Genomic DNA, 20,099 nt, shown 5'->3' on the forward strand with positions numbered 1-20,099 from the left:
CATGCTTCGAAGCGACGGAGCCGGTGTCGCCGGCTGCTGCGCGATCAGCGCCGCGGTCTGCCCGCCCTGGGCCACGCCCTAGCCCGATGACGAACTCGAACTCCCCGCCCCCGCTGCCGGAACTCGCGACTCACAGGAACCCAGGGCCCGGCTCGCGAGCGGCGCGACTCGCGGAAGCCCAGCGCGCGACTCGCCGGAAGCCCAGGGCGCGACTCGCGGAAGCCCACGGCACGACTCGCGGGACGCCCGGAGGACGACGAGGCGCCCGGGCGCTGGCCCGGGCGCCTCGTCCCGTCAGGGTGGCGGTCTAGTTCCCGCCGGGGTTCAGGGTGACGGTCTCGGGCTGGTAGTTCGCACCCACCACGTCCACCCCCTCGCTCTTGAGCAGGTCGATCGCCCTGGTGACGTAGTCGTTGGTGTAGGCCTCGGGGTCGGGGTCCTTGGTCAGGACCGTCTGGCCGTCGGCGTTGACCGCGGTCCGGGCGACGTTCACCGTCTGCGCCCAGGCCGCCGGGTCGATCGTGCCGGCGCCCGCGGCGGGCGACGGCCAGATCAGCTTGTTGACCTCGTTGACCTGCCACAGCTGGTGGCTGGCCCCGAGCTTGGAGCCGGCCTTGACCACGATGTCGCGGCAGGCGGTGACGTTGTCCCGGCAGTACGCCCAGCCCTTGATCGACGCGGCGATGAACCGCACCGTCTGGTCCTGGTAGGCGGGGTCGGAGAGCTTGTCGGTGCTCGCCCAGATCGCGTCCTGCAGCATCGCGGTGCCGTCGGTGTTCCAGTCGACGACGGTGAAGTCCGACGGCTGGTAGAGCTGCCCCGTCGCCGGGTTCTGCGCCTCCAGGACCTGCGCGTACTCGTTGTACGACATGGCCTGCGCCGCGTCGATCTCGCCGGAGAGCAGCGCCTGCATGTCGAACTGCTGCTGCACGAGCGTGACGTCGGAGGGCTTGAGCCCGGCCTTGGTCATGCCGGCGAACAGCTCGAACTCGTTGCCGAAGCCCCAGTTGCCGATCTTCTTGCCGGCGAACTGCGCGGGCTGGGTGATCCCCTTCTCGGCGAACGCCACCTGCCGGGTGCCGGAGCGCTGGAAGATCTGCGCGACGTCGGTGATCGCGGCGCCCTGCTCGCGCGAGGCCAGGGCCTTGGGCACCCAGGCGATCGCGTAGTCCGCCTGGCCCTGCGCCAGCACCGTCTGCGGGACGATGTCGACGCCGCCCTCCTTGATCCGGACGTCGAGCCCCTTCTCCCGGTAGTAGCCCTGGTCGATCGCGGCGAGGTAGCCGGCGAACTGGCCCTGGGTGAACCACTGCAACTGCAGGGTCACCGGCTGCAGGCCGCCGGCCGCGGTCGTGGCACCACCCGAGGCCTGCTGTCCCGCGGGTGTGGTGGAGCAGGCGGCGAGCACGACGGCAGCGGCGGCGCCGACCGCCGCCAGGGCCGTCCGAAGGGATCGGGACGTTCTCACGAGCCACCTCCGGGGCGGTTGCGTGTCACGAGCCGCTCGGCGAGCAGCCCGGCGAGGAAGAACAGCAGCCCCAGGACGATCGAGGCGGCGACGAAGGCCCACGCGCGGGCGTAGGCGGTGTTGGCGGCGGCCGAGGAGATCCGGCTGCCGAGCCCGTTCTGCAGCCCGCCGAAGTACTCGGCGACGATCGCGGCGATCACCGCGGCGGGCGCGGCGAGCCGCAGCCCGGTCATCACGTACGGGATCGCGCCGGGCAGCCGGACGAACCGGGTGTACTGACGGCGGGTGGCGGCCAGGGCGACCATCAGCTCGTCGTGCACCGGGCGGACCTGGCGGAGCCCGCGGGCCGTCGAGACGTAGACGGGCACCACGACCACGACCATCACGACGAGCCGGCGCGGGATCTCCGTGGTGGAGCCGAACATGGTGGTGAACACCGGCGCCAGCGCGACGATCGGGATCGCGCTCGCGGCCAGCACCACCGGGGTGAGCAGGTCCGACACCACCCGCACACCCGCCGCGAGGATCGCGAGCAGCACCCCGAGGACGAACCCGAGGACCAGCCCGACCAGGGCGTTCCCCCCGGTGACCGCCGCGGTCTCGAGGATCACCGGGAGCTGCGCGCCGATCTGCGCGGCGATCGCCGTCGGTGCCGGGAGGAGGAAGGCCGGCAGCCCGCCGACCGTCACGACCAGCTGCCACACCACCAGGACCGCGATGCCGAAGACCACCGGCGCGATCACGACCGAGGCGCCGCGGAACCGGCGACCCGGCCCCGCGACCGCACCGACCCCGCCCGCGGCGGTCGCGGCCGGCGCGGCGGTCGCGGCGGTCGTCCCCTCGACCGGCGCGCTCATCCCGCGTGCCCCTCCGTTGCCGCGCCCTTGCGCAGCGCCTCCCGCACCGCGGTGACGGCCTCGAAGAACGCGCCCGTCTCGCGGACGTCCTCGACGGCGTCGGGCACGAGGTCGTCGCCGGCCACCGGCGGGCGCCTGCCGGACACGATCTCGGTGATCCGGCCCGGCCGCGGCGACATCACCACGACCCGGTCCGACAGCACGACCGCCTCGGGGATCGAGTGCGTCACGAACAGCACCGCGGCGCCGGTCTCCCCCGCGATCCGCAGCAGCTCGGCCTGCATCCGCTCGCGCGTCATCTCGTCGAGGGCGCCGAACGGCTCGTCCATCAGCAGCAGCCGGGGGCTCGGCGCGAGCGCGCGGGCGATCGCCACCCGCTGCTGCATGCCGCCCGAGAGTTCGGCCGGCCGGGACCCGGCGAACTCGGCGAGCCCGACGAGCTCGAGCAGCTCCACCGCCCGGCGCCGGCGCTCCGCCTTCCCGACCCCGTGGACCTGCAGCGGCAGCTCGACGTTCTCGGCGACCGTCCGCCAGTCCAGCAGGCCGGCCTGCTGGAACGCGATGCCGTAGCGCTGGGCGAGCCGCGCCTGCCGAGCCGTGAGACCGGTGACCGCGACCGTCCCGGTCGTCGGTTCCTCGAGGTCCGCGACAACCCGCAGGAGCGTCGACTTCCCGCAGCCGGACGGGCCGATCAGCGAGACGAACTCGCCCGCGCCGACGGTCAGGTCGACGCCCGAGAGCGCCCGCACGGAGCCGAAGCTCTTGTCGACGCCCTGCAGCTCGACGGCCTGCGTCCCGTGTGTCCCGTTCGTCTCCGCGGTGGCCTCCGTGCTCACGCGACACTCCCCCGGTAGCGGCGCAGCCCCAGCTCCAGCAGCCCGACCGCGCCGGCGGCCACCAGGCCCAGGACGGCCGCGCCGAGGATGGCGGCGTACATCTGCGAGGGGTCGCCGGTGGCGGACTGGGCGTACTCGATGATCAACCGTCCGATCCCGCCGCGGGTGCCGGTGGAGATCTCCGCGACGATCGCGCCGACGACCGCGGCGGCCGCCGCCAGGCGCACGGCCGGGACGACGTGGGGCACGGACGCCGGCAGCCGCAGCCGCAGCAGCGTGGTCCACCAGCCCGCGGCCAGGCTGCGGAACATCTCGACGTCCGCCTTCCGCGGCGAGGTGAGCCCGCGCAGCATGCCGACCGAGATCGGGAAGAAGGCCAGGTAGGAGGAGATCACCATGACGCTGGCCCAGGGTTCCCAGGCCCAGCCGGCGATGGCGATCTTGCCGCCCCACCCGACGACCAGCGGCGCGATCGCGATGAGCGGGACGGTCTGCGAGGCGATCACGTAGGGCAGCACCGCCTTCTCGGCCACGGCGAAACGCTGCATGAGCAGGGCGAGCAGCACCCCGGCGATCCCGCCGAGCACCAGCCCGCCCAGCGCCAGCCCGAGCGTGAACAGCGCGCCCGAGGCGATCGCCGCCCCGACCGACCGCGGGTCCGCGGCCCCCGCGACCTCCGGGGCGCCGAGCCTCGCGAGCACGGTCCACACGTGCGGCATCGCGGCGTCGTCCGTCCGGGGCAGGACCCGGGTGCCGCCGACCGTGACCCCGTCGGCCGGGAGCACGAGCTTGGCCAGCTCCCACAGCGCGACGAGCAGGACGAAGGCGGCCACGGCCCACGCCCCGCTGCGCAGCCAACCCCTGCTCCGCATCGCACCCCCTCGCTCGCCCCGGTGATCCGGACGAAGGCGAATCCTGAGAGGTTGGCATGACGGCGGCGTTACCGACAGGTTCCCAGTGCCCCCATCCGGCCCGGTGCGGTCACGACTCGGCAACGGGATCACGGGACGGGCACGGGCCGCGCACCGCACGTGACGATCACGGGTCGCGGTGCCGATGCCCCTTGCGCGGCGGGCCGTCCCGGCAGCAAGGTGACCGCCTCACGTTCCGTGCGAAGGGGGGCTTCGATGGCACGTACTGTCCGGGCCGCGATCCTGCAGGCCAAGTGGACCGGCGACACCGCGTCCATGATCGACGTGCACGAGTCCTACGCCCGCGCCGCCGCCGAGCAGGGCGCCCAGGTCATGGGCTTCCAGGAGGTCTTCAACGCCCCGTACTTCTGCCAGGTCCAGGAGGCCGAGCACTACCGCTGGGCCGAGCCGGTGCCCGACGGGCCGACCGTGCAGCGCATGCAGGCGCTGGCGCGGGAGACCGGCATGGTGCTGGTGGTGCCGGTCTTCGAGGTCGAGAGCGCCGGCAACTACTACAACACCGCCGCGGTGATCGACGCCGACGGCACCGTGCTGGGCAAGTACCGCAAGCACCACATCCCGCAGGTCAAGGGCTTCTGGGAGAAGTACTACTTCAAGCCGGGCAACCTCGGCTGGCCGGTGTTCGACACCGCAGTCGGCCGGGTCGGCGTGTACATCTGCTACGACCGGCACTTCCCCGAGGGCTGGCGGGCGCTCGGCCTGGCCGGCGCGGAGATCGTGTTCAACCCCAGCGCGACCAGCCGCGGGCTCTCGGCCTACCTCTGGCAGCTCGAGCAGCCGGCGGCCGCGGTGGCCAACGAGTACTTCGTCGCGGCGATCAACCGGGTCGGCGTGGAGGAGTACGGGGACAACGACTTCTACGGCACCAGCTACTTCGTCGACCCGCGCGGGCAGTTCGTCGGCGACGTCGGCTCCGGCACGGACGAGGAGCTGATCGTGCGTGACCTGGACCTGGACATGATCGAGGAGGTCCGGCAGCTCTGGGCCTTCTACCGCGACCGCCGGCCCGACGCGTACGGCCCGCTGGTCGAGTCATGAGCGAGCTGTACGACCGGACCCGCGCGGTCCTGCCCAGTTGGCTGGCGCTCTACTACGCCGACCCGATCGAGCTCGACCACGGTTCCGGCCGGCACGTCTGGGACGCCGACGGGAACCGCTACCTGGACTTCTTCGGCGGCATCCTCACCACGATGACCGAGCACGCGCTGCCGGCGGTCACCGAGGCCGTCGCCGCGCAGGCCGCGAAGATCGTCCATTCGTCGACGCTCTACCTGAACCGGCCGATGGTGGAGCTCTGCGAGGAGATCGCCGAGCTCTCCGGCATCCCCGACGCGAAGGTCTTCCTCACCACCAGCGGCACCGAGGCCAACGACGCCGCGTTGCTGCTGGCCAGCGCCCGCAACGGCGCCAACCAGATCCTGGCGCTGCGCAACAGCTACCACGGCCGGTCCTTCTCGACGATCGGGATCACCGGCAACAGCGCCTGGTCGCCGACCTCGCTCTCCCCCTTCCAGGTCTACTACGTCCACGGTGGACAGCGGTACCGGTCGCCCTTCGCACATCTGTCCGACGAGGACTTCGTGAGGGCGTGCGTGGCCGACCTCGAGGACGTGCTCGACCAGACGGACGGGCGGGTGGCCGCGCTGATCGCCGAGCCGATCCAGGGCGTCGGCGGCTTCACCTCCGGGCCCGACGGCGTGCTCGGCGCCTTCGCCGAGGTGCTGCGGGCCCGGGACATCCTCTGGATCTCCGACGAGGTGCAGACCGGCTGGGGCCGGACCGGCGAGCACTTCTGGGGCTGGCAGGCCCACGGGGGCACCCCCGACATCGTCACCTTCGCCAAGGGGGTGGGGAACGGGCTGTCGATGGGCGGGGTGATCGCGCCCGCGTCGATCATGGACGGTCTGCCCGCGAACTCGATCTCCACCTTCGGCGGCAGCCCGATCACCTCCGCGGGCGCGCTCGCGAACCTGCGGCACCTGCGGGAGCACGACCTGCAGGCCAACGCGGCCAAGGTCGGCCCGATCCTGCTCGACGGGCTGAGGGCGCAGCCGTCGCCGATCGTCGGCGACGTCCGGGGCAAGGGCCTGATGGTCGGCGTCGAGCTGGTCGAGCCGGGCTCCGGCACACCGGGCCGGCCCGCGCCCGCGCTCGCCGTCGCGGTGCTGGAGGGCTGCCGGGAGCGCGGGCTGCTGGTCGGCAAGGGCGGCCTGCACGGCAACGTCCTGCGCATCGCTCCCCCGCTGTCGCTCACGGCCGAGGAGGCCGAGGAGGGGCTGGCGATCCTGGTCGACGCCCTGTCGGCCGCGACCCCGGAGGAGGCGCCGTGAGCACCCTGGCGATCCGCGGCGGCACCGTGCTCACCGCCGCCGACGAGGTGGTCGCCGACGTCCTGGTCGACGGCGAGAAGGTCGTCGCGCTGGCCGCGCCCGGTGCGCTGGACTTCCGCGCCGACACCGAGCTCGACGCGAGCGGCCGGTACGTGATCCCGGGCGGCGTCGACGCGCACACGCACATGGAGATGCCCTTCGGCGGGACCTTCGCCGCGGACACCTTCGAGACCGGCACCCGCGCGGCGGCCTGGGGCGGCACGACCACGATCATCGACTTCCCGATCCAGTCGGTCGGCCGCTCGCTGCGCGAGGGCCTGGACGCCTGGCACGAGAAGGCGGCCGGGAAGTGCGCGATCGACTACGGCTTCCACATGATCCTGGCCGACGTCACCGAGTCCTCGCTCAAGGAGATGGAGGTGCTCGTCGGCGAGGGCGTGACCAGCTTCAAGCTGTTCATGGCCTATCCCGGCGTCTTCTACTCCGACGACGGGAGGATCCTGCGCGCCATGCAGAAGGCCGGCGAGACCGGCGGCCTGATCATGATGCACGCGGAGAACGGCATCGCCATCGACGTGCTCGCCGAGCAGGCGCTGGCCCGCGGGCAGACCGACCCGCGCTACCACGGCGACGTCCGGCACGCGCTGCTCGAGGCCGAGGCGACCTACCGCGCGATCCAGCTCGCCCGGGTCGCCGGGGCGCCGCTGTACGTCGTGCACCTGTCCGCCCAGCAGGCGCTCGCGGAGATCGCGCACGCCCGCGAGAGCGGCGTCAACGCCTTCGCCGAGACCTGCCCGCAGTACCTGTTCCTGTCCACGGACGACCTGGCCCGGCCGGACTTCGAGGGCGCCAAGTACGTCTGCTCGACGCCGCTGCGCCCGGTCGAGCACCAGGCCGCGCTGTGGCGGGGGCTGCGCAACGACGACCTCTCCGTGGTCTCCACCGACCACTGCCCCTTCTGCTTCAAGGGACAGAAGGAGCTGGGGCGCGGGGACTTCACGAAGATCCCGAACGGGCTGCCGGGCGTCGAGACCCGGATGGACCTGCTGCACCAGGGCGTCGTCGACGGGCACATCTCGCGGCGGCGGTGGATCGAGCTCGCGTGCGCCACCCCGGCGCGGATGTTCGGCCTGTACCCGCGCAAGGGCACGATCGCGCCCGGGTCCGACGCGGACATCGTGATCTACGACCCCACCGCGGAGCACACGCACTCGGCGGCCACACACCACATGGCCGTCGACTACTCCTGCTACGAGGGCCGGACCACGACGGGGAAGGTCGAGACGGTGCTCTCCCGCGGCAAGGTGATCATCGCCGGCGGCGAGTACCTCGGCTCGCCCGGGCACGGCACCTTCCTGCCCCGCGACACCTGCCAGTACCTGCGCTGATCGGAGTGAGGGCGATGGACATCGGCCTGGTGCTGCAGACGGACCCGCCGGCGTCGACGGTCGTCGACCTCATGGTGCGGGCGGAGGGGCTCGGGTTCGGGTACGGCTGGACCTTCGACTCGCACGTGCTCTGGCAGGAGCCGTTCGTGATCTACAGCCGGATCCTCGAGCGGACCTCGCGGCTCGTCGTCGGGCCGATGGTGACCAACCCGGGCACCCGGGACTGGACCGTGCTCGCCTCGCTCTTCGCCACGCTCGACGACATGTTCGGCCCGCGCACGATCTGCGGGATCGGGCGCGGCGACTCGGCGATGCGGGTGCAGGGCCGCCCGCCGACCACCCTGGCCCGGCTCGAGGCGTCGATCGAGGTGATCCGCGGGCTGACGGCCGGGCGGGCCGTGGACCTCGGCGGCACCGAGGTCCGGATCCCGTGGGTCCGTGAGGGCGCGCAGGCCGTCCCGGTCTGGGTCGCCGGGTACGGGCCCAAGGCGCTCGCGCTGGCCGGGCGGTGTGCGGACGGGTTCGTGCTCCAGCTCGCCGACCCCTACCTGGTGGAGTGGACGATCAAGACCGTGCGCGCCGCCGCCGCGGACGCGGGCCGCGACCCCGACGCGATCACCATGTGCGTCGCCGCGCCCGCGTACGTGACCGACGATCTCGCCCACGCCCGGGACCAGACGCGCTGGTTCGGTGGCATGGTCGGTAACCACGTGGCCGACCTGGTGACCCGCTACGGCGAGACCTCCGCGGCGGTCCCGGCCGAGCTGACCGGCTACATCAAGGGCCGTGCCGGCTACGACTACAGCCACCACGGCCGGGCCGGGAACCGCTCCACCGACTTCGTGCCCGACGAGGTCGTCGACCGGTTCTGCCTGCTCGGGCCGCCCGCGGCGCAGCGGGAGCGGCTCGCCGAGCTGGCCGCGCTCGGCGTGGACCAGTTCGCGATCTACGCGATGCACGACGACCGGGAGGCGACGATCGAGGCCTACGGGGCGGAGGTCATCGGCCGGGTGTGAGCGCGGCGTCCCGCCCGGGCCGCCGGGGCCGGCCGGATGCCGAGCGCCGGGACCAGCCGGCGGTGCAGGTAGCCGCGCAACGCGTCCTCGTCCGCCGCGTCGCCGTCGAACCACACCAGGGACAGCAGGAACCGGATGACGGTCTCGGCGATCTCGTCGAGCTCGGCCTCCAGCTCGGGCTGGAACCGGAGCACCGGGCTGAGGAACCGCTTCGTCATGGTCAGCGCCTCGGCCGAGAGACTGGCCCTGGCCAGCGCGAACGTCGAGCGGTCCGGGAAGGCGACCGGGGCGAGCGCCGGCTGCGTGCGGAACTCGTAGCGGGCGCGCAGCGTGGTCTCGACGACGAGCTCGGCCGCCGAGCCCGCCCCGCGCGCGCTGTCCCAGATCCGCTCCACGATCTGCTCGGAGAGCCGCAGCAGGGCCGACTCCACGAGCTGCTCGCGGGAGCCGAAGTGCCGGTACACCGTGGGCCGGGACACCCCGGCCCGCCCGGCCACGGCGCTCAGCGACGTGCCGTCGAACCCCGTGGCGGCGAGGCACTCCACCGCGGCGTCGAGGATCCGCGTGCGCACGTCCACGATCGCATTCTCGCAGCTCAGTCGCCGGGACGGATCACCGGCTTGATCGCGGTACGGTCACGGCTGTCCGGCCGGTGCCACCGGTCGTGCGCTCAGGGCGCCATGACCTGGCTGACGTCGAGGTTGCGGAAGGTCGGGCCGCCGCGGGTCAGGCCCGCCAGCTGCTCGGCGATCCGCTGGGTGGCGGGGTGCTTCGAGTTGCGCATCGCGGCCTCGTAGTCCGGGAAGCCGACGAACTGGACGTAGTGGCCCGGCCGCTCCCGGTCCACGGTCATGACGGACCACATCGCCGTCCGCGCGTCGCCGATCCCCTCCAGCCACTCCGCCTCGATCTCGCGGAAGCGCCCGAGATCGTCCGCCTCGAACTCGATGACCTGCACGAACCCACCCTCGGCGACCTCCAGCTGCTCGGCGGCCGGGGTCATCCCCGCGCGGATGCCGTCCCGCAGCTCCTCGTCGTCCGTGTGACCGTGCACGTCCACCGCGTGCGCGACGGCGGCGCGGAGCACCTCGTCGGGCTCGCCGGCGATCGTCAGGCTGCAGTTCGACTCGCTCGGCATGGTGCGACAGTCGACCATCATCCTCGCCATGGGGACCTCCGGGTCCGGGCCGCGCGACGCGCGGGGGCCTCACTGCACACCCGCCATCCGGAGCCGTCCATACGTAGTTCAGGACACGACCGTCCGGGCCAACGGCAGTGAGCCGGACGGCGGGCCGGCCGAGCGCCCCGCGTGATGCACGGCGCACGCGCCGCATCTCGGTTTCGCCGTGTGTTCACCTTCCGTTCACTGCGTGAACCTACCGTTTCATCCGGCAATACCTCGGGAGAAGCGGCGGCGTCATGGATCTGACCCTCATCGTCATCGTGGTCGTGGTGACCGCGTTGATCTTCGACTTCACCAACGGCTTCCACGACACCGCGAACGCGATGGCCACGTCCATCGCCACCGGGGCCCTGCGGCCCAAGGTCGCCGTCGCCGTGGCGGGCGTGCTCAACCTGATCGGCGCCTTCCTCTCGGTGGAGGTCGCGAAGACCATCTCCAGCGGCATGATCGACGAGTCCCGGATCACGCCCGTGGTCATCTTCGCCGGGCTCGTCGGCGCGATCGTGTGGAACCTGCTGACCTGGCTGCTGGGGATGCCGTCGAGCTCCTCGCACGCGCTGTTCGGCGGGCTGATCGGCGCGTCGCTGGTGGCCGCCGGCGTCGGCGCCGTGCACTTCGGCACCGTCGTCACCAAGGTCGTCATCCCCGCGCTGATCTCCCCCGTCCTCGCGGGGCTCGTCGCGCTGATCGGGACCTACATCGGCTACCGCGCCACCGCCCGCGCCGACCGCGGCACGGTGACGAAGGGCTTCCGCGCCGGGCAGATCGTGTCCGCGTCCATGGTCGCGCTGGCGCACGGCACCAACGACGCGCAGAAGACCATGGGCGTGATCACGCTGACGCTGATCACCGCCGGCGTGCTGGCCCCGAACTCGGGCCCGCCGTTCTGGGTGATCGCCTCGGCCGGGATCGCGATCGCGCTCGGCACCTACCTGGGCGGCTGGCGGATCATCCGGACGCTGGGCAAGCGGGTCAGCCACATCGAGTCGCCGCAGGGCTTCGCGGCCGAGACGGCGGCGACGGCGGTCATCCTCAGCTCGTCGCACCTGGGCTTCGCGCTGTCCACCACGCAGGTCGCCACCGGCGCGATCTTCGGGGCCGGCGCCGGCCGGCGGCTCGCCGGGGTGCGCTGGGGCGTCGCCGGGCAGATGGCGATCGCCTGGATCCTGACCCTGCCGGCGGCCGGCATCGTCGGCGCCGCCGCGGCGTGGGTCGCGTCGAGCGGCACCGTCGGCACGATCGTCGTGGCGGTCGCCGGCGTCGCCGTGGCCGCCGGGATCTACGCGGCGTCGAAGCGCAAGCCGGTCACCGCCGAGAACGTCAACGACGTCCCCGCCCCGCAGCCGGCCGAGCCGCCGGTCCGGATCGCGGCCTGAGGGAGGAACGCATGAGCATCGCCTGGGGTGCCCTCGGCACCGTCGTGATCGCGTCGCTGGTCATCGGGGTCGCGCTGATCGCGCTGGTCTCGTTCGCCCTGGTCGGGCTGTCGGCCCGGAGCCAGCCGGCCACGGCCGGGAAGCGCGGGCTGAGCCCCGCCGCGGGCACCGCCGTCGCCGGGCTGTGCCTGGCCGCCGGCGCCCTGATCGTGGGATACGGGCTGTACGTCATCGTGTCCTGACCCGCGCCCGGAACAGACGAACGGCGCTCTCGCTCACATCAAGTGAGCGAGAGCGCCGTTCGTGCGTGCGGGGTCAGCCGGTGGCGATGGACGGGGCGCCCTCGCCCGAGGCGGTGTCCAGCACGAGCCGCGCGATCCGCGCCCGGTGCTGCTCCGCGCTGCCCAGCAGGGCGGCGTCGGTGATCGCCCGCTTGTAGTACAGCTGCGCCTGGTACTCCCAGGTGAAGCCGATGCCGCCGTGCAGCTGGATGGTGTCTGCGGCGATCCGCGCGAAGGCCTCCGACGCGGTGCCCTGCGCGATGCTGGCCGCCAGCGCCGGGTCGTCCGAGCCGTCGCCGAGCGCCCACACCGCGTGGTAGGCCGCCGACCGGGCGTGCTCGAGGTCGACGAGCATGTCCGCCAGGCGGTGCTTCACGGCCTGGAACGAGCCGATCGGCCGGCCGAACTGCAGCCGCCCCTTCGCGTACTCCACGGTGAGGTCGAGCAGGTGCTGCGACGCGCCGACCTGCTCCACGGCGAGCAGCGCCGAGCCCACGACGAGTGCGTGCCCGATCACCCGCTCCGCCTCGTCCGGGCCGGCGAGCAGCCGGGCCGGGGCGTCCGTGAGGCGCACGGTGGCCTGGCGGCGGGTCAGGTCCAGGGTGGTGAGCGCGGTGCGCTCCACCCCGCCCGCCGCCGCGTCGACGGCGAACAGGGCCACGCCCTCCGGACCGGTGGCGGCGACCAGCAGGTCGTCCGCCGCGGCCGCGTCGACCACGCGCTCGACGGTGCCCGAGAGCGTCCAGTCGTCGCCGGCGCGGGTGGCCTGCACCGTCACCGCGGCCGGGTCGAACGCGCCCGCCCGGTCGGCCACGGCCACCGCGGCGGTCCGGGCGCCCTCCACGAGCGGGCCGAGCAGCTCGGACCGCACCGGGCCGTCCGAGACCGCGACGAGCGCGGGGATCGCCAGGAAGACGGTGCCGAACACCGGCCCCGGGTACAGCGCGGCGCCCAGCTCCTCCACGGCGACGGCCTGGTCGACGAGCGTGCCGCCGACCCCGCCCTGCTCCTCCGGCACCGACAGCCCCAGCACGCCGAGCTCGGAGCCCAGCCGGGTCCACGCCTTGGGGTCGAACCCGGGCTCGGACTCCATCAGCCGCCGGACCGTCTGCTCGTCGGCGTTGTCGGCCGCGAACCGGCGGACCGCGGCGCGCAGCTCCCGCTGCTCCTCCGAGAACACGAAGGGGCGGGCCTCCTGCTGGTCAGCCACGGGGGATCTCCTTCCAGGGCTTGCCGGCGTCGGCGCGCAGGTCACCGGGCAGGCCCAGCACCCGCTCGCCGAGGATGTTGCGCAGCACCTCGGAGGTGCCGCCCTCGATGGTGTTGGCGCGGCTGCGCAGGAAGCGCTGCTGCAGCGGCCCGCGCCAGTCGTCCGTGCGCTCCATGTCCCGCATCGTGTAGTCGTCGTACAGGATGCCCTCGGGTCCGAGGAGGTCCATGCAGAACTCGTAGACCTGCTGGTTCAGCTCGGCGCCGACGAGCTTGCCCACCGAGCCCTCGGGGCCCGGGCCGCCGACCGTCGCCGTCGCGCGGGAGCGCTCGGAGGTCAGCCGCTGGGCCTCGGCCCGCAGCCACAGCTTCGTCAGCCGGTCCTCGAGCACCGGGGTGTGCAGGTCGGGCCGGGAGGCCCAGAGCGCGACCGCATCGGCGATCGTGCCGGTGCCGCGGCGGCTGCCGCTGGCCCCGATGGAGCTGCGCTCGTTCATCAGCGTGGTCATGGCGACCCGCCAGCCGTCGCCGACCGCGCCGAGCCGGTGGGCGTCCGGGATGCGGGCGTCGTTCAGGTAGACCTCGTTGAACTCGGCCTGGCCGGTCATCTGCCGCAGCGGCCGGGTCTCCACACCCGGCCCCTTCATGTCGACGACGAAGTAGCTCAGGCCCTTGTGCTTGGGCGCGTCCGGGTCGGTGCGGGCCAGCAGCAGCGCCCACCGGGCCCGGTGTGCCAGCGAGGTCCACACCTTCTGCCCGTTGACCACCCAGTCGTCGCCGTCGCGGACGGCGGAGGTGGCCAGCCCGGCCAGGTCGGAGCCGGCACCGGGCTCGGAGAACAGCTGGCACCAGATGTGCTCGGTGGTCGCGAGCGGGCGCAGCCACTCGCGCTTGAGCTCGTCCGTCTGGGCGTGCTCACGCAGGGTCGGCGCGGCCATGCCGTAGCCGATGGGGTTCAGGGCGAACGGGACGGGACCGCCGGCGTCCTGCAGGATCCCGTCGGCCACGGCCTGCAGGCCGCGGGAGACGCCGAGGCCGCCGAGGCCCTCGGGGAAGTGGACCCAGGAGAGGCCGGCGTCGAAACAGGCGGCGAGGAACTCCCGCGTCGGGACGCTCGTCGGGTCGTGCTCCTGCACGACCTTCCGCGCGGCGTCCGCGACCCGGGACGAGTCGGCAGCGGTGCTCATGCCGCGACGATATGTGATGAACGCTCGTTAAGATAGGGCCCTCCCCCAGGGTGTGGCCGCTCGCCCCGCACGGAGGGCTGTTCACCGACCGGGTGACGGTCCCGAGGCCCCAAGAGTGTCGGGATCCGCACGTCAGGGGTATGCAGGAGGGGTGAGCGTCCCGGAGTCCCGCCCCCCGCGCCTGACCGATGCCGAACGCCAGCAGCTCGAGGAGCTCGAGCGCCGCCTGGTGGGTCAGTTCCCCGATCTCGACCACCGCTTCCGCAACACCGCCGGCGCCGGTCGCGCCGCCCCCGCCGAGGTCCGCACCGCCCGCGCCGTCTTCGCCGTGATCGCCCTGGTCATGGTGATCGTGGCGGCCGCCGTCGGCGGTGCGGGCGGAGCGCTCGCCGTGCTGCTGAGCGTCGGCGGCACCGTCGGCATCCTCGCCCTGGTCGGCCGCAACCTCGCGCGCGCCCGCGCCGCGGTCGATGCCACGACGCGGCGCCGCGCCGACAGCGGCACCGAGGTCTGACAAGACCCACCCGGACCGGCGGGCCCCGGCCCGCCGCTGCACCACCCGGCGCCCGCGCCCGCCCCTGCCCCGCGGTGCGCGCCCCCGGCCGGACCTTCCGCTCGTGTCCCCTGCTGTGCCCACCGCCGTCGCTCACCGGTCCGGCGGGCACACTGCGGACGTGCCCGCCCTCGTCGCCGATCCCGGCGCGCTCCCCGACCTGCCCGTCCGGGCGGCGCTCGCCGCGGTCACCGGCACGCTCACCGCACACGGCACCGCCGTCCTCGTCGCGCCGCCGGGCACCGGCAAGACCACGCTCGTCCCGCTGGCCCTGGCCGACGCCGTCGACGGACGGGTCGTGGTCGCGGAACCCCGGCGTGTCGCGACCCGGGCAGCCGCCCGGCGGATGGCCGCACTGCTGGGCGAGGAGGTCGGCGGCCGCGTCGGCTACTCGGTCCGCGGCGACTCCCGCACCTCGGCCGGCACACGCATCGAGGTGGTGACCTCCGGGCTGCTGCTGCGCAGGCTGGCGCGCGACCCCGAGCTCCCGGCCGTCGGGGCGGTCGTGCTCGACGAGTGCCACGAGCGGCACCTCGACGCGGACCTGCTGCTCACCCTGCTGCTCGACGCGCGGGAGGGGCTCCGGCCGGACCTGCCGGTGCTGGCCGCGTCGGCCACCGTCGCGGCCGGCCGGCTCGCGGCACTGCTCGGCGGCGCGTCGCCCGCGCCGGTGGTGGAGGTCGAGGCGCGGACCCACCCGGTCGCCGTCCGGCACCTGCCGCCGCAGCGGGGCGAGCGGATCGAGGCGTGCGTGGCGCGCGCGATCCGCGTGGCGCTCGACCGGACGGACGGGGCGGTGCTCGCGTTCCTGCCCGGCGTGCCCGAGATCCGCCGGACCGGGTCCGCACTGGCCGGGCAGCTCGACGGGCTCGGGGTGCCGGTGCTGCCGCTGCACGGTCGGCTGCGGCCCGCCGAGCAGGACGCCGCCCTGCGCGGTGACGGGCGTCGGGTGGTGCTGGCGACCTCGATCGCCGAGTCGAGCCTGACCGTCCCGGGGGTGCGCGCCGTCGTCGACTCGGGGCTCGCGCGGGTGCCCCGGGTCGACCACCGCCGCGGGCTCGCCGGGCTGGTCACGATCCCGGAGTCCGCGGCCGTCGCCGACCAGCGGGCGGGACGGGCGGGGCGGGAGGCGCCGGGCGAGGCGTACCGCTGCTGGGCGGAGGGGCAGGTGCTGGCCCCGTTCCCCGAGCCGGAGATCCGCACCGCCGATCTCACCCGGCTCGCCCTCGACCTCGCCGTCTGGGGCACGCCGGACGGCTCGGGTCTGCGCTGGTGGGACGCCCCGCCGGAGGGCCCGCTGGCGGCCGGGCGCGAGGTGCTGCGGGCGCTCGGGGCGGTCGACGCCGACGGCGCCGTCACGCCGCGCGGCGAGCGGATGGCCGGTCTCGGGCTGCACCCGCGGCTGGCCCGCGCCCTGCTCGACGGCGCCGCGGCCGTCGGCTCGCGCACGGCCGCCGAGATCGTCGCCCTGCTCGACGACGACACCCTCGCCGCCGGCCCGGACCTCGCCGCCGAGCTGGGGCGGCTCCGCGGCGGCGCCCATCCCGCCACCGGGCGCTGGCGGGCGGAGGTGACCCGGCTCGCGCGGCTCGTTCCCGAGGCGCGCGGCACCCGGGACGACGACGGGCGCGCACCGGCCGCGCTGGTGGCGGGGCTGGCCCACCCGGAGCGCCTGGCGCGGCGGCGGTCCGGGGAGGCGCCGGTGTTCCTGATGGCCGGTGGCACGGCCGTCGAGGTGCCCGATCCCGCGCTCGGGGCCCAGGAGTGGCTCGCCGTCGCGGTCGCCGACCGCGCGCCCGGGGCGGCGCACGGTCGGGTGCGGCTGGCGGCGGCGGCCGACCGGGCGCTGGCCGAGGAGGTGGCCGCCGCGCTGGTCGGCGACGCCGAGGAGGTCGCCTGGGCCGACGGTGACGTCCGCGCGCGGCGGGTGCGCCGGCTCGGCGCGATCGTGCTGGAGGAGCGGCCGCTGCGCGATCCCGACCCCGCACTCGTGCGGGAGGCGCTGGTCGCCGGGCTGCGTGCCGAGGGCACCGGCCTGCTGCGCTGGTCGGCCGCGGACCGGGCGTTGCGCGCGCGGCTCGCCTTCCTGCACCGCACGCTCGGCGGGGAGTGGCCGCCGGTCGACGAGGAGGACCTGGTGGCGGGGGCCGCCGACCCGGCGGGCTGGCTCGCCGCCCCGCTCGCCTCCGCGCGGCGCCGGGCCGACCTCGCCGCCGTCGACGCCGGGGCCGCGCTGCGCGGGCTGGTCGGCTGGCCGCTCGCGGGCCGGATCGACGGGCTCGCCCCGGAGCGGATCACGGTGCCGAGCGGTTCACGGGTCGCGGTGGACTACTCCGGCGACCGGCCGGTGCTGCCGGTCCGTGTGCAGGAGGCGTTCGGGTGGACGGCCACGCCGCGGATCGCCGGGGTCCCGGTCCTGCTGCACCTGCTCTCACCCGCGGGCAGGCCCGCCGCCGTGACGGACGACCTGGAGTCCTTCTGGGACACCGGGTACCCGCAGGTCCGCGCGGAGCTGCGCGGCCGCTACCCGAAGCACCACTGGCCGGAGGACCCGCGGTCCGCCACGCCGACGCGGCGGACCGGGCGCCACCGGCCCCAGGACTAGGAGCTCAGCAGGAGGTCACTCGCCCCCGTCCCCGCCGGAGGGCAGGCCCTCGTAGATCTTCTTGCAGTCCGGGCACACCGGCGAGCCGGGCTTGGGCGAGCGGGTGACCGGGAACCGCTCCCCGCACAGCGCCTCCACCATGTTGCCCAGGACCGCGCTCTCGGCGATCTTGGACTTCTTCACGTAGTGGAACATCTTCGGCTCGTCCGAGCCGGTCGAGTCGGTCCCCTGGGGCCGGGTGTCGACGTCGGGCAGCGTCTGGGTCGGCATGTGCTCCATGATGCCCCACGTGCCCGATCTCGTGCTCTCACCCGCCGTCCGCGCCGCACTCGGGTCCGGGGGTGCCGTCGTCGCGCTGGAGAGCACGCTGCTCGCGCACGGGCTGCCCGCGCCGCGCAACCGTGAGGTGGCCGACGAGCTGGAGGAGGAGGTCCGTGCGGCGGGCGCGGTGCCCGCCACGATCGCGGTGCTCGACGGGCGTCCGCACGTCGGACTCGCGGCCGCCGAGCTCGACCGGGTGTGCGCGGCCGGGCTGGAGAAGCTGTCGGTGCGGGACCTGGGCGCCGCCGCCGGGCTGGGGCGCTCCGGCGCGACGACGGTCGCCGCCACCGCCCGGCTCGCCGCCCTCGCGGGGATCCGGGTCTTCGCCACCGGCGGGCTCGGGGGCGTGCACCGCGACGCCCGAGAGACCTGGGACGTCTCCGCCGACCTGCCCGCCCTCGCCGCGACACCGGTGCTGGTCGTGTGCGCGGGCGTGAAGTCGATCCTCGACGTCGGCGCGACCCTGGAGGTCCTCGAGACCTCGTCCGTGCCGGTGCTCGGCTACCGCACCGACCGCTTCCCCGGCTTCTACCGGCGCGACGCCGGCTTCCCCGTGCCCTGGCGGGTCGACTCGCCCGAGGACGCCGCGGCGGCCTGGCGGGCGCACGCCGTGCTGGGGCCGGGGTCCGGGATGGTGCTGGCCCGGCCCGTGCCCGAGGCCGACGAGCTCGACGCGGCCCTCCACGAGCGCCTGCTCACCGAGGGGCTGCGGCTCGTCGCCGACCGCGGGATCACGGGCAAGGACGTCACGCCCGCGCTGCTCGAGCACTTCCACTCCGCCAGCGACGGGGCCAGCCTCGCCACCAACGTCGCCCTGGTCCGGGCCAACGCCCGCCTCGCCGCCCGGGTCGCGGTGGAGCTCGCGTCGTGACCGGTCACCACCCCGCAGAAGCACAGAGCCCGACTCGCGGAAGCCCAGACCCCGACTCGCGGAAGCGCAGAGCCCGACTCGCGGAAGCGCAGAGCCCGACTCGCGGAAGCCCACACCCCGACTCGCGGGCCGGCGCTCAGGGGTTGTTGCCGCTCTCGATGACCGGGTGTTCCTTCGACTCCAGCTCGAGCCGCTCGCCCCGGTACCGGTTGACCTTCTCCGTCTTCAGCGGCAGGCGGTCGTTGGCGATGAGCACCGCGATCCACGGGAGCGGGATCGAGATGACCAGGAGCGTGACCGCGAGCCACGGGATCTGGTAGAAGACGGCGGCGAGGATCATGAAGGGGATGCGCATCCCCATCATGATCTTGTAGCGTCGCTTCCGGGTGGCGAGCTCCTCCTCGTAGGAGCGCTGCGCGTCCGTGATGAGAACGGGATCGGCGCCCCGTCCCGTCGAGCGACTGGGTTCGGTCGTCACCGGACCACCTCCTTCCCCATCGTGTCACTCGCCTCGACGGTACGCGCGTCGACCCGAGAACGGTCTGCGTCCCGCCACACGTCCGGGAAGCACCTGCGCAGGAGCGGTGATCAGCCCGCCCGTCCGGGCTCCGGGGCGCCGCCCTCGGACTCGTCGTGCGCGCCGTGCGCGTGCAGCCGCACCGGCCCGACGGCCTCCTCCGAGACGACCTCGAGCAGCCGCTTCGCCAGGCCCCCGGAGATGCGGTAGCGCACCAGTCTGCCCTCGCGGTGCGCGGTGACCATGCCGTGCGCCCGCAGCAGCCGCAGCGCGTGCGACACGGCGCTGTCGCTCATCCCGACGGCGACCGCGAGATCGGACACGCAGAGATCGCCGGCGTGCTGCAGCGCCAGCAGGATCGACAGCCGGTTCACCTCGCCGAGCGCGTCGAGGACGGTGGCCGCGTGCTGGACCTGTTCGGTGTCGGCGAGCACGGCGGTCGCGTCGCACACCTGATCCGGGTCGATGACCCGCATCTCGCGGCGGTCGGTCGGGACCTTGTGCACGTCGCCGATGCTACTGCGGGGCGATCACGGCGCGGGGCACGTCCCGCACCGCGTCACGCCGCCGACCCGGCCGCTCCCTACGTCGCCGCCTTCTTCGCCGCCTTGGCAGCCTGCTTGAACTCGCGGACCTTCTCCAGCGACCCGGGGTCGACCACGTCGGCCACCGACCGGAACGAGCCCTCCTCGCCGTAGTTCCCGGCGGCCTCGCGCCAGCCCTCGGGCGTGACCCCGCGCTGCTTGCCGAGGAGCGCCACGAAGATCTGCGCCTTCTGGGTGCCGAACCCGGGCAGCGCCGAGAGGCGACGGAACAGCTCCCTGCCGTCCGCCGCGTCCGACCAGAGGCCGGTGACGTCGCCGTCGTACCGCTCCACGATCGCCTGGTGCAGCGCCTGCACGCGGCCCGCCATCGAGCGCGGGTAGCGGTGCAGAGCGGGCTTCTCCGCGAAGACCTCGACCAGCTTCTCCGGGTCGTAGCCGGCGATCTGCCGGGCGTCGAGGGTCTCCGTGCCCAGGCGCCGGGCCAGCTCCGCGGGCGCGGCGAACGCGCGCTCCATCGGGATCTGCTGGTCGAGCAGCATGCCGGTGAGCAGGGCGAGCGGGTCGCGGTCGAGCAGCGCGTCGGCGGCGGCGTCCTGGGAGAGGCTCAGCACGGGCCCACGGTAC

At 74.2% G+C, this 20,099-nt stretch carries 21 protein-coding genes; 9 read left to right on the forward strand and 12 right to left on the reverse strand.

Translation table 11 applies throughout. The annotated features are described in order from the left end of the window. Positions 1 to 307: 307 nt before the first annotated feature. The 4 genes from ABD990_RS11645 to ABD990_RS11660 are packed head-to-tail and all read right to left on the reverse strand — an operon-like array spanning position 308 to position 4,033. Positions 308 to 1,468, reverse strand: coding sequence for an ABC transporter substrate-binding protein (locus ABD990_RS11645; RefSeq protein ID WP_345380420.1), 1,161 nt, complete (start codon positions 1,466 to 1,468; stop codon positions 308 to 310). Beyond that, positions 1,465 to 2,325 carry an ABC transporter permease gene (locus tag ABD990_RS11650; RefSeq protein ID WP_345380422.1) on the reverse strand — a complete coding sequence of 287 codons (861 nt, stop codon included), beginning with the start codon at positions 2,323 to 2,325 and terminating at the stop codon, positions 1,465 to 1,467. Before ABD990_RS11650 ends, ABD990_RS11645 begins: the two co-directional genes overlap by 4 nt. Continuing rightward, positions 2,322 to 3,161 carry an ABC transporter ATP-binding protein gene (locus tag ABD990_RS11655; RefSeq protein ID WP_345380423.1) on the reverse strand — a complete coding sequence of 280 codons (840 nt, stop codon included), beginning with the start codon at positions 3,159 to 3,161 and terminating at the stop codon, positions 2,322 to 2,324. Before ABD990_RS11655 ends, ABD990_RS11650 begins: the two co-directional genes overlap by 4 nt. Beyond that, positions 3,158 to 4,033: an ABC transporter permease gene (locus ABD990_RS11660; RefSeq protein WP_345380424.1), complete on the reverse strand. Its 876-nt coding sequence runs from the start codon at positions 4,031 to 4,033 to the stop codon at positions 3,158 to 3,160. Before ABD990_RS11660 ends, ABD990_RS11655 begins: the two co-directional genes overlap by 4 nt. Before the next feature lie 255 nt (positions 4,034 to 4,288). Here ABD990_RS11660 and ABD990_RS11665 point away from each other — a divergent pair, with 255 nt between their 5' ends. Genes ABD990_RS11665 through ABD990_RS11680 form a run of 4 tightly spaced genes read left to right on the forward strand, consistent with a single transcriptional unit; the run spans position 4,289 to position 8,827 of the window. After that, entirely contained in the window at positions 4,289 to 5,131 is an 843-nt protein-coding gene (locus ABD990_RS11665) for a nitrilase-related carbon-nitrogen hydrolase (RefSeq protein ID WP_345380426.1), read from the forward strand. Then, positions 5,128 to 6,423 (forward strand): aspartate aminotransferase family protein, encoded by a 1,296-nt coding sequence (locus tag ABD990_RS11670; RefSeq protein WP_345380427.1) that lies wholly within the window; start codon positions 5,128 to 5,130, stop codon positions 6,421 to 6,423. The genes ABD990_RS11665 and ABD990_RS11670 overlap by 4 nt, the downstream gene beginning before the upstream one ends. Next, positions 6,420 to 7,811 (forward strand): dihydropyrimidinase, encoded by a 1,392-nt coding sequence (gene hydA / locus ABD990_RS11675; RefSeq protein WP_345380429.1) that lies wholly within the window; start codon positions 6,420 to 6,422, stop codon positions 7,809 to 7,811. The genes ABD990_RS11670 and hydA overlap by 4 nt, the downstream gene beginning before the upstream one ends. Before the next feature lie 14 nt (positions 7,812 to 7,825). After that, positions 7,826 to 8,827: a TIGR03842 family LLM class F420-dependent oxidoreductase gene (locus ABD990_RS11680; protein ID WP_345380487.1), complete on the forward strand. Its 1,002-nt coding sequence runs from the start codon at positions 7,826 to 7,828 to the stop codon at positions 8,825 to 8,827. Here the strand turns inward: ABD990_RS11680 and ABD990_RS11685 are convergent. Both ABD990_RS11685 and ABD990_RS11690 read right to left on the reverse strand, forming a co-directional pair. After that, positions 8,797 to 9,405 (reverse strand): TetR/AcrR family transcriptional regulator, encoded by a 609-nt coding sequence (locus ABD990_RS11685; protein ID WP_345380431.1) that lies wholly within the window; start codon positions 9,403 to 9,405, stop codon positions 8,797 to 8,799. The two genes, ABD990_RS11680 and ABD990_RS11685, sit on opposite strands and share 31 nt — an antisense overlap. A gap of 92 nt (positions 9,406 to 9,497) precedes the next feature. Continuing rightward, positions 9,498 to 9,965 (reverse strand): DUF1059 domain-containing protein, encoded by a 468-nt coding sequence (locus ABD990_RS11690; protein WP_345380432.1) that lies wholly within the window; start codon positions 9,963 to 9,965, stop codon positions 9,498 to 9,500. Between the two features lie 281 nt (positions 9,966 to 10,246). On the opposite strand from ABD990_RS11690, the gene ABD990_RS11695 reads away from it, so the two are divergent. Both ABD990_RS11695 and ABD990_RS11700 read left to right on the forward strand, forming a co-directional pair. Continuing rightward, the gene (locus ABD990_RS11695) at positions 10,247 to 11,386 is read left to right on the forward strand and encodes an inorganic phosphate transporter (RefSeq protein ID WP_345380433.1); all 1,140 of its coding nucleotides are present in this window, start codon (positions 10,247 to 10,249) and stop codon (positions 11,384 to 11,386) included. Between the two features lie 11 nt (positions 11,387 to 11,397). Beyond that, a complete protein-coding gene (locus tag ABD990_RS11700) occupies positions 11,398 to 11,628 on the forward strand; it encodes a hypothetical protein (protein WP_345380434.1) in 231 nt (76 codons plus the stop codon). A gap of 73 nt (positions 11,629 to 11,701) precedes the next feature. On the opposite strand, the gene ABD990_RS11705 is transcribed toward ABD990_RS11700, so the two are convergent. Continuing rightward, positions 11,702 to 12,877 (reverse strand): acyl-CoA dehydrogenase family protein, encoded by a 1,176-nt coding sequence (locus ABD990_RS11705; protein ID WP_345380435.1) that lies wholly within the window; start codon positions 12,875 to 12,877, stop codon positions 11,702 to 11,704. Continuing rightward, on the reverse strand, positions 12,870 to 14,063 hold the full coding sequence (locus ABD990_RS11710; RefSeq protein WP_345380436.1) for an acyl-CoA dehydrogenase family protein: 1,194 nt from the start codon (positions 14,061 to 14,063) through the stop codon (positions 12,870 to 12,872). Before ABD990_RS11710 ends, ABD990_RS11705 begins: the two co-directional genes overlap by 8 nt. 151 nt (positions 14,064 to 14,214) lie before the next feature. Between ABD990_RS11710 and ABD990_RS11715 the strand changes: the two genes are divergently transcribed. Further along, positions 14,215 to 14,577, forward strand: a complete 363-nt coding sequence (locus ABD990_RS11715; protein WP_345380437.1) for a DUF3040 domain-containing protein — start codon at positions 14,215 to 14,217, stop codon at positions 14,575 to 14,577. Between the two features lie 160 nt (positions 14,578 to 14,737). After that, positions 14,738 to 17,221 carry an ATP-dependent helicase HrpB gene (gene hrpB / locus ABD990_RS11720; protein ID WP_345380438.1) on the forward strand — a complete coding sequence of 828 codons (2,484 nt, stop codon included), beginning with the start codon at positions 14,738 to 14,740 and terminating at the stop codon, positions 17,219 to 17,221. A 15-nt stretch (positions 17,222 to 17,236) separates the two neighbouring features. Here the strand turns inward: hrpB and ABD990_RS11725 are convergent, their stop codons facing one another. Then, on the reverse strand, positions 17,237 to 17,491 hold the full coding sequence (locus ABD990_RS11725; protein ID WP_345380439.1) for a DUF3039 domain-containing protein: 255 nt from the start codon (positions 17,489 to 17,491) through the stop codon (positions 17,237 to 17,239). A 10-nt stretch (positions 17,492 to 17,501) separates the two neighbouring features. Between ABD990_RS11725 and ABD990_RS11730 the strand changes: the two genes are divergently transcribed. Continuing rightward, on the forward strand, positions 17,502 to 18,413 hold the full coding sequence (locus tag ABD990_RS11730; RefSeq protein ID WP_345380488.1) for a pseudouridine-5'-phosphate glycosidase: 912 nt from the start codon (positions 17,502 to 17,504) through the stop codon (positions 18,411 to 18,413). Between the two features lie 136 nt (positions 18,414 to 18,549). Here ABD990_RS11730 and ABD990_RS11735 read toward each other — a convergent pair whose 3' ends face one another. From ABD990_RS11735 to ABD990_RS11745, 3 genes are all read right to left on the reverse strand, one after another. After that, positions 18,550 to 18,891, reverse strand: coding sequence for a DUF3099 domain-containing protein (locus tag ABD990_RS11735; RefSeq protein ID WP_345380440.1), 342 nt, complete (start codon positions 18,889 to 18,891; stop codon positions 18,550 to 18,552). Positions 18,892 to 19,001: 110 nt separating this feature from the next. After that, positions 19,002 to 19,436, reverse strand: a complete 435-nt coding sequence (locus ABD990_RS11740) for an ArsR/SmtB family transcription factor (RefSeq protein WP_345380441.1) — start codon at positions 19,434 to 19,436, stop codon at positions 19,002 to 19,004. 77 nt (positions 19,437 to 19,513) lie between these two features. Continuing rightward, positions 19,514 to 20,086, reverse strand: coding sequence for an HhH-GPD-type base excision DNA repair protein (locus ABD990_RS11745; protein WP_345380442.1), 573 nt, complete (start codon positions 20,084 to 20,086; stop codon positions 19,514 to 19,516). Positions 20,087 to 20,099 lie beyond the last annotated feature (13 nt).

The sequence above is a fragment of the Pseudonocardia yuanmonensis genome (assembly GCF_039542425.1).
Taxonomy (GTDB): Bacteria; Actinomycetota; Actinomycetes; order Mycobacteriales; family Pseudonocardiaceae; genus Pseudonocardia; species Pseudonocardia yuanmonensis.

Bases quoted from the DNA above. Each gene is read 5' to 3' on its own strand.
- ABD990_RS11725 (WP_345380439.1), bottom strand. From the start codon at position 17,491: ATGCCGACCCAGACGCTGCCCGACGTCGACACCCGGCCCCAGGGGACC.
- ABD990_RS11710 (WP_345380436.1), bottom strand. From the start codon at position 14,063: ATGAGCACCGCTGCCGACTCGTCCCGGGTCGCGGACGCCGCGCGGAAG.
- ABD990_RS11665 (WP_345380426.1), top strand. From the start codon at position 4,289: ATGGCACGTACTGTCCGGGCCGCGATCCTGCAGGCCAAGTGGACCGGC.
- ABD990_RS11660 (WP_345380424.1), bottom strand. From the start codon at position 4,033: ATGCGGAGCAGGGGTTGGCTGCGCAGCGGGGCGTGGGCCGTGGCCGCC.
- ABD990_RS11700 (WP_345380434.1), top strand. From the start codon at position 11,398: ATGAGCATCGCCTGGGGTGCCCTCGGCACCGTCGTGATCGCGTCGCTG.
- ABD990_RS11680 (WP_345380487.1), top strand. From the start codon at position 7,826: ATGGACATCGGCCTGGTGCTGCAGACGGACCCGCCGGCGTCGACGGTC.
- ABD990_RS11650 (WP_345380422.1), bottom strand. From the start codon at position 2,325: ATGAGCGCGCCGGTCGAGGGGACGACCGCCGCGACCGCCGCGCCGGCC.
- ABD990_RS11695 (WP_345380433.1), top strand. From the start codon at position 10,247: ATGGATCTGACCCTCATCGTCATCGTGGTCGTGGTGACCGCGTTGATC.
- ABD990_RS11730 (WP_345380488.1), top strand. From the start codon at position 17,502: ATGCCCCACGTGCCCGATCTCGTGCTCTCACCCGCCGTCCGCGCCGCA.
- ABD990_RS11670 (WP_345380427.1), top strand. From the start codon at position 5,128: ATGAGCGAGCTGTACGACCGGACCCGCGCGGTCCTGCCCAGTTGGCTG.
- ABD990_RS11690 (WP_345380432.1), bottom strand. From the start codon at position 9,965: ATGCCGAGCGAGTCGAACTGCAGCCTGACGATCGCCGGCGAGCCCGAC.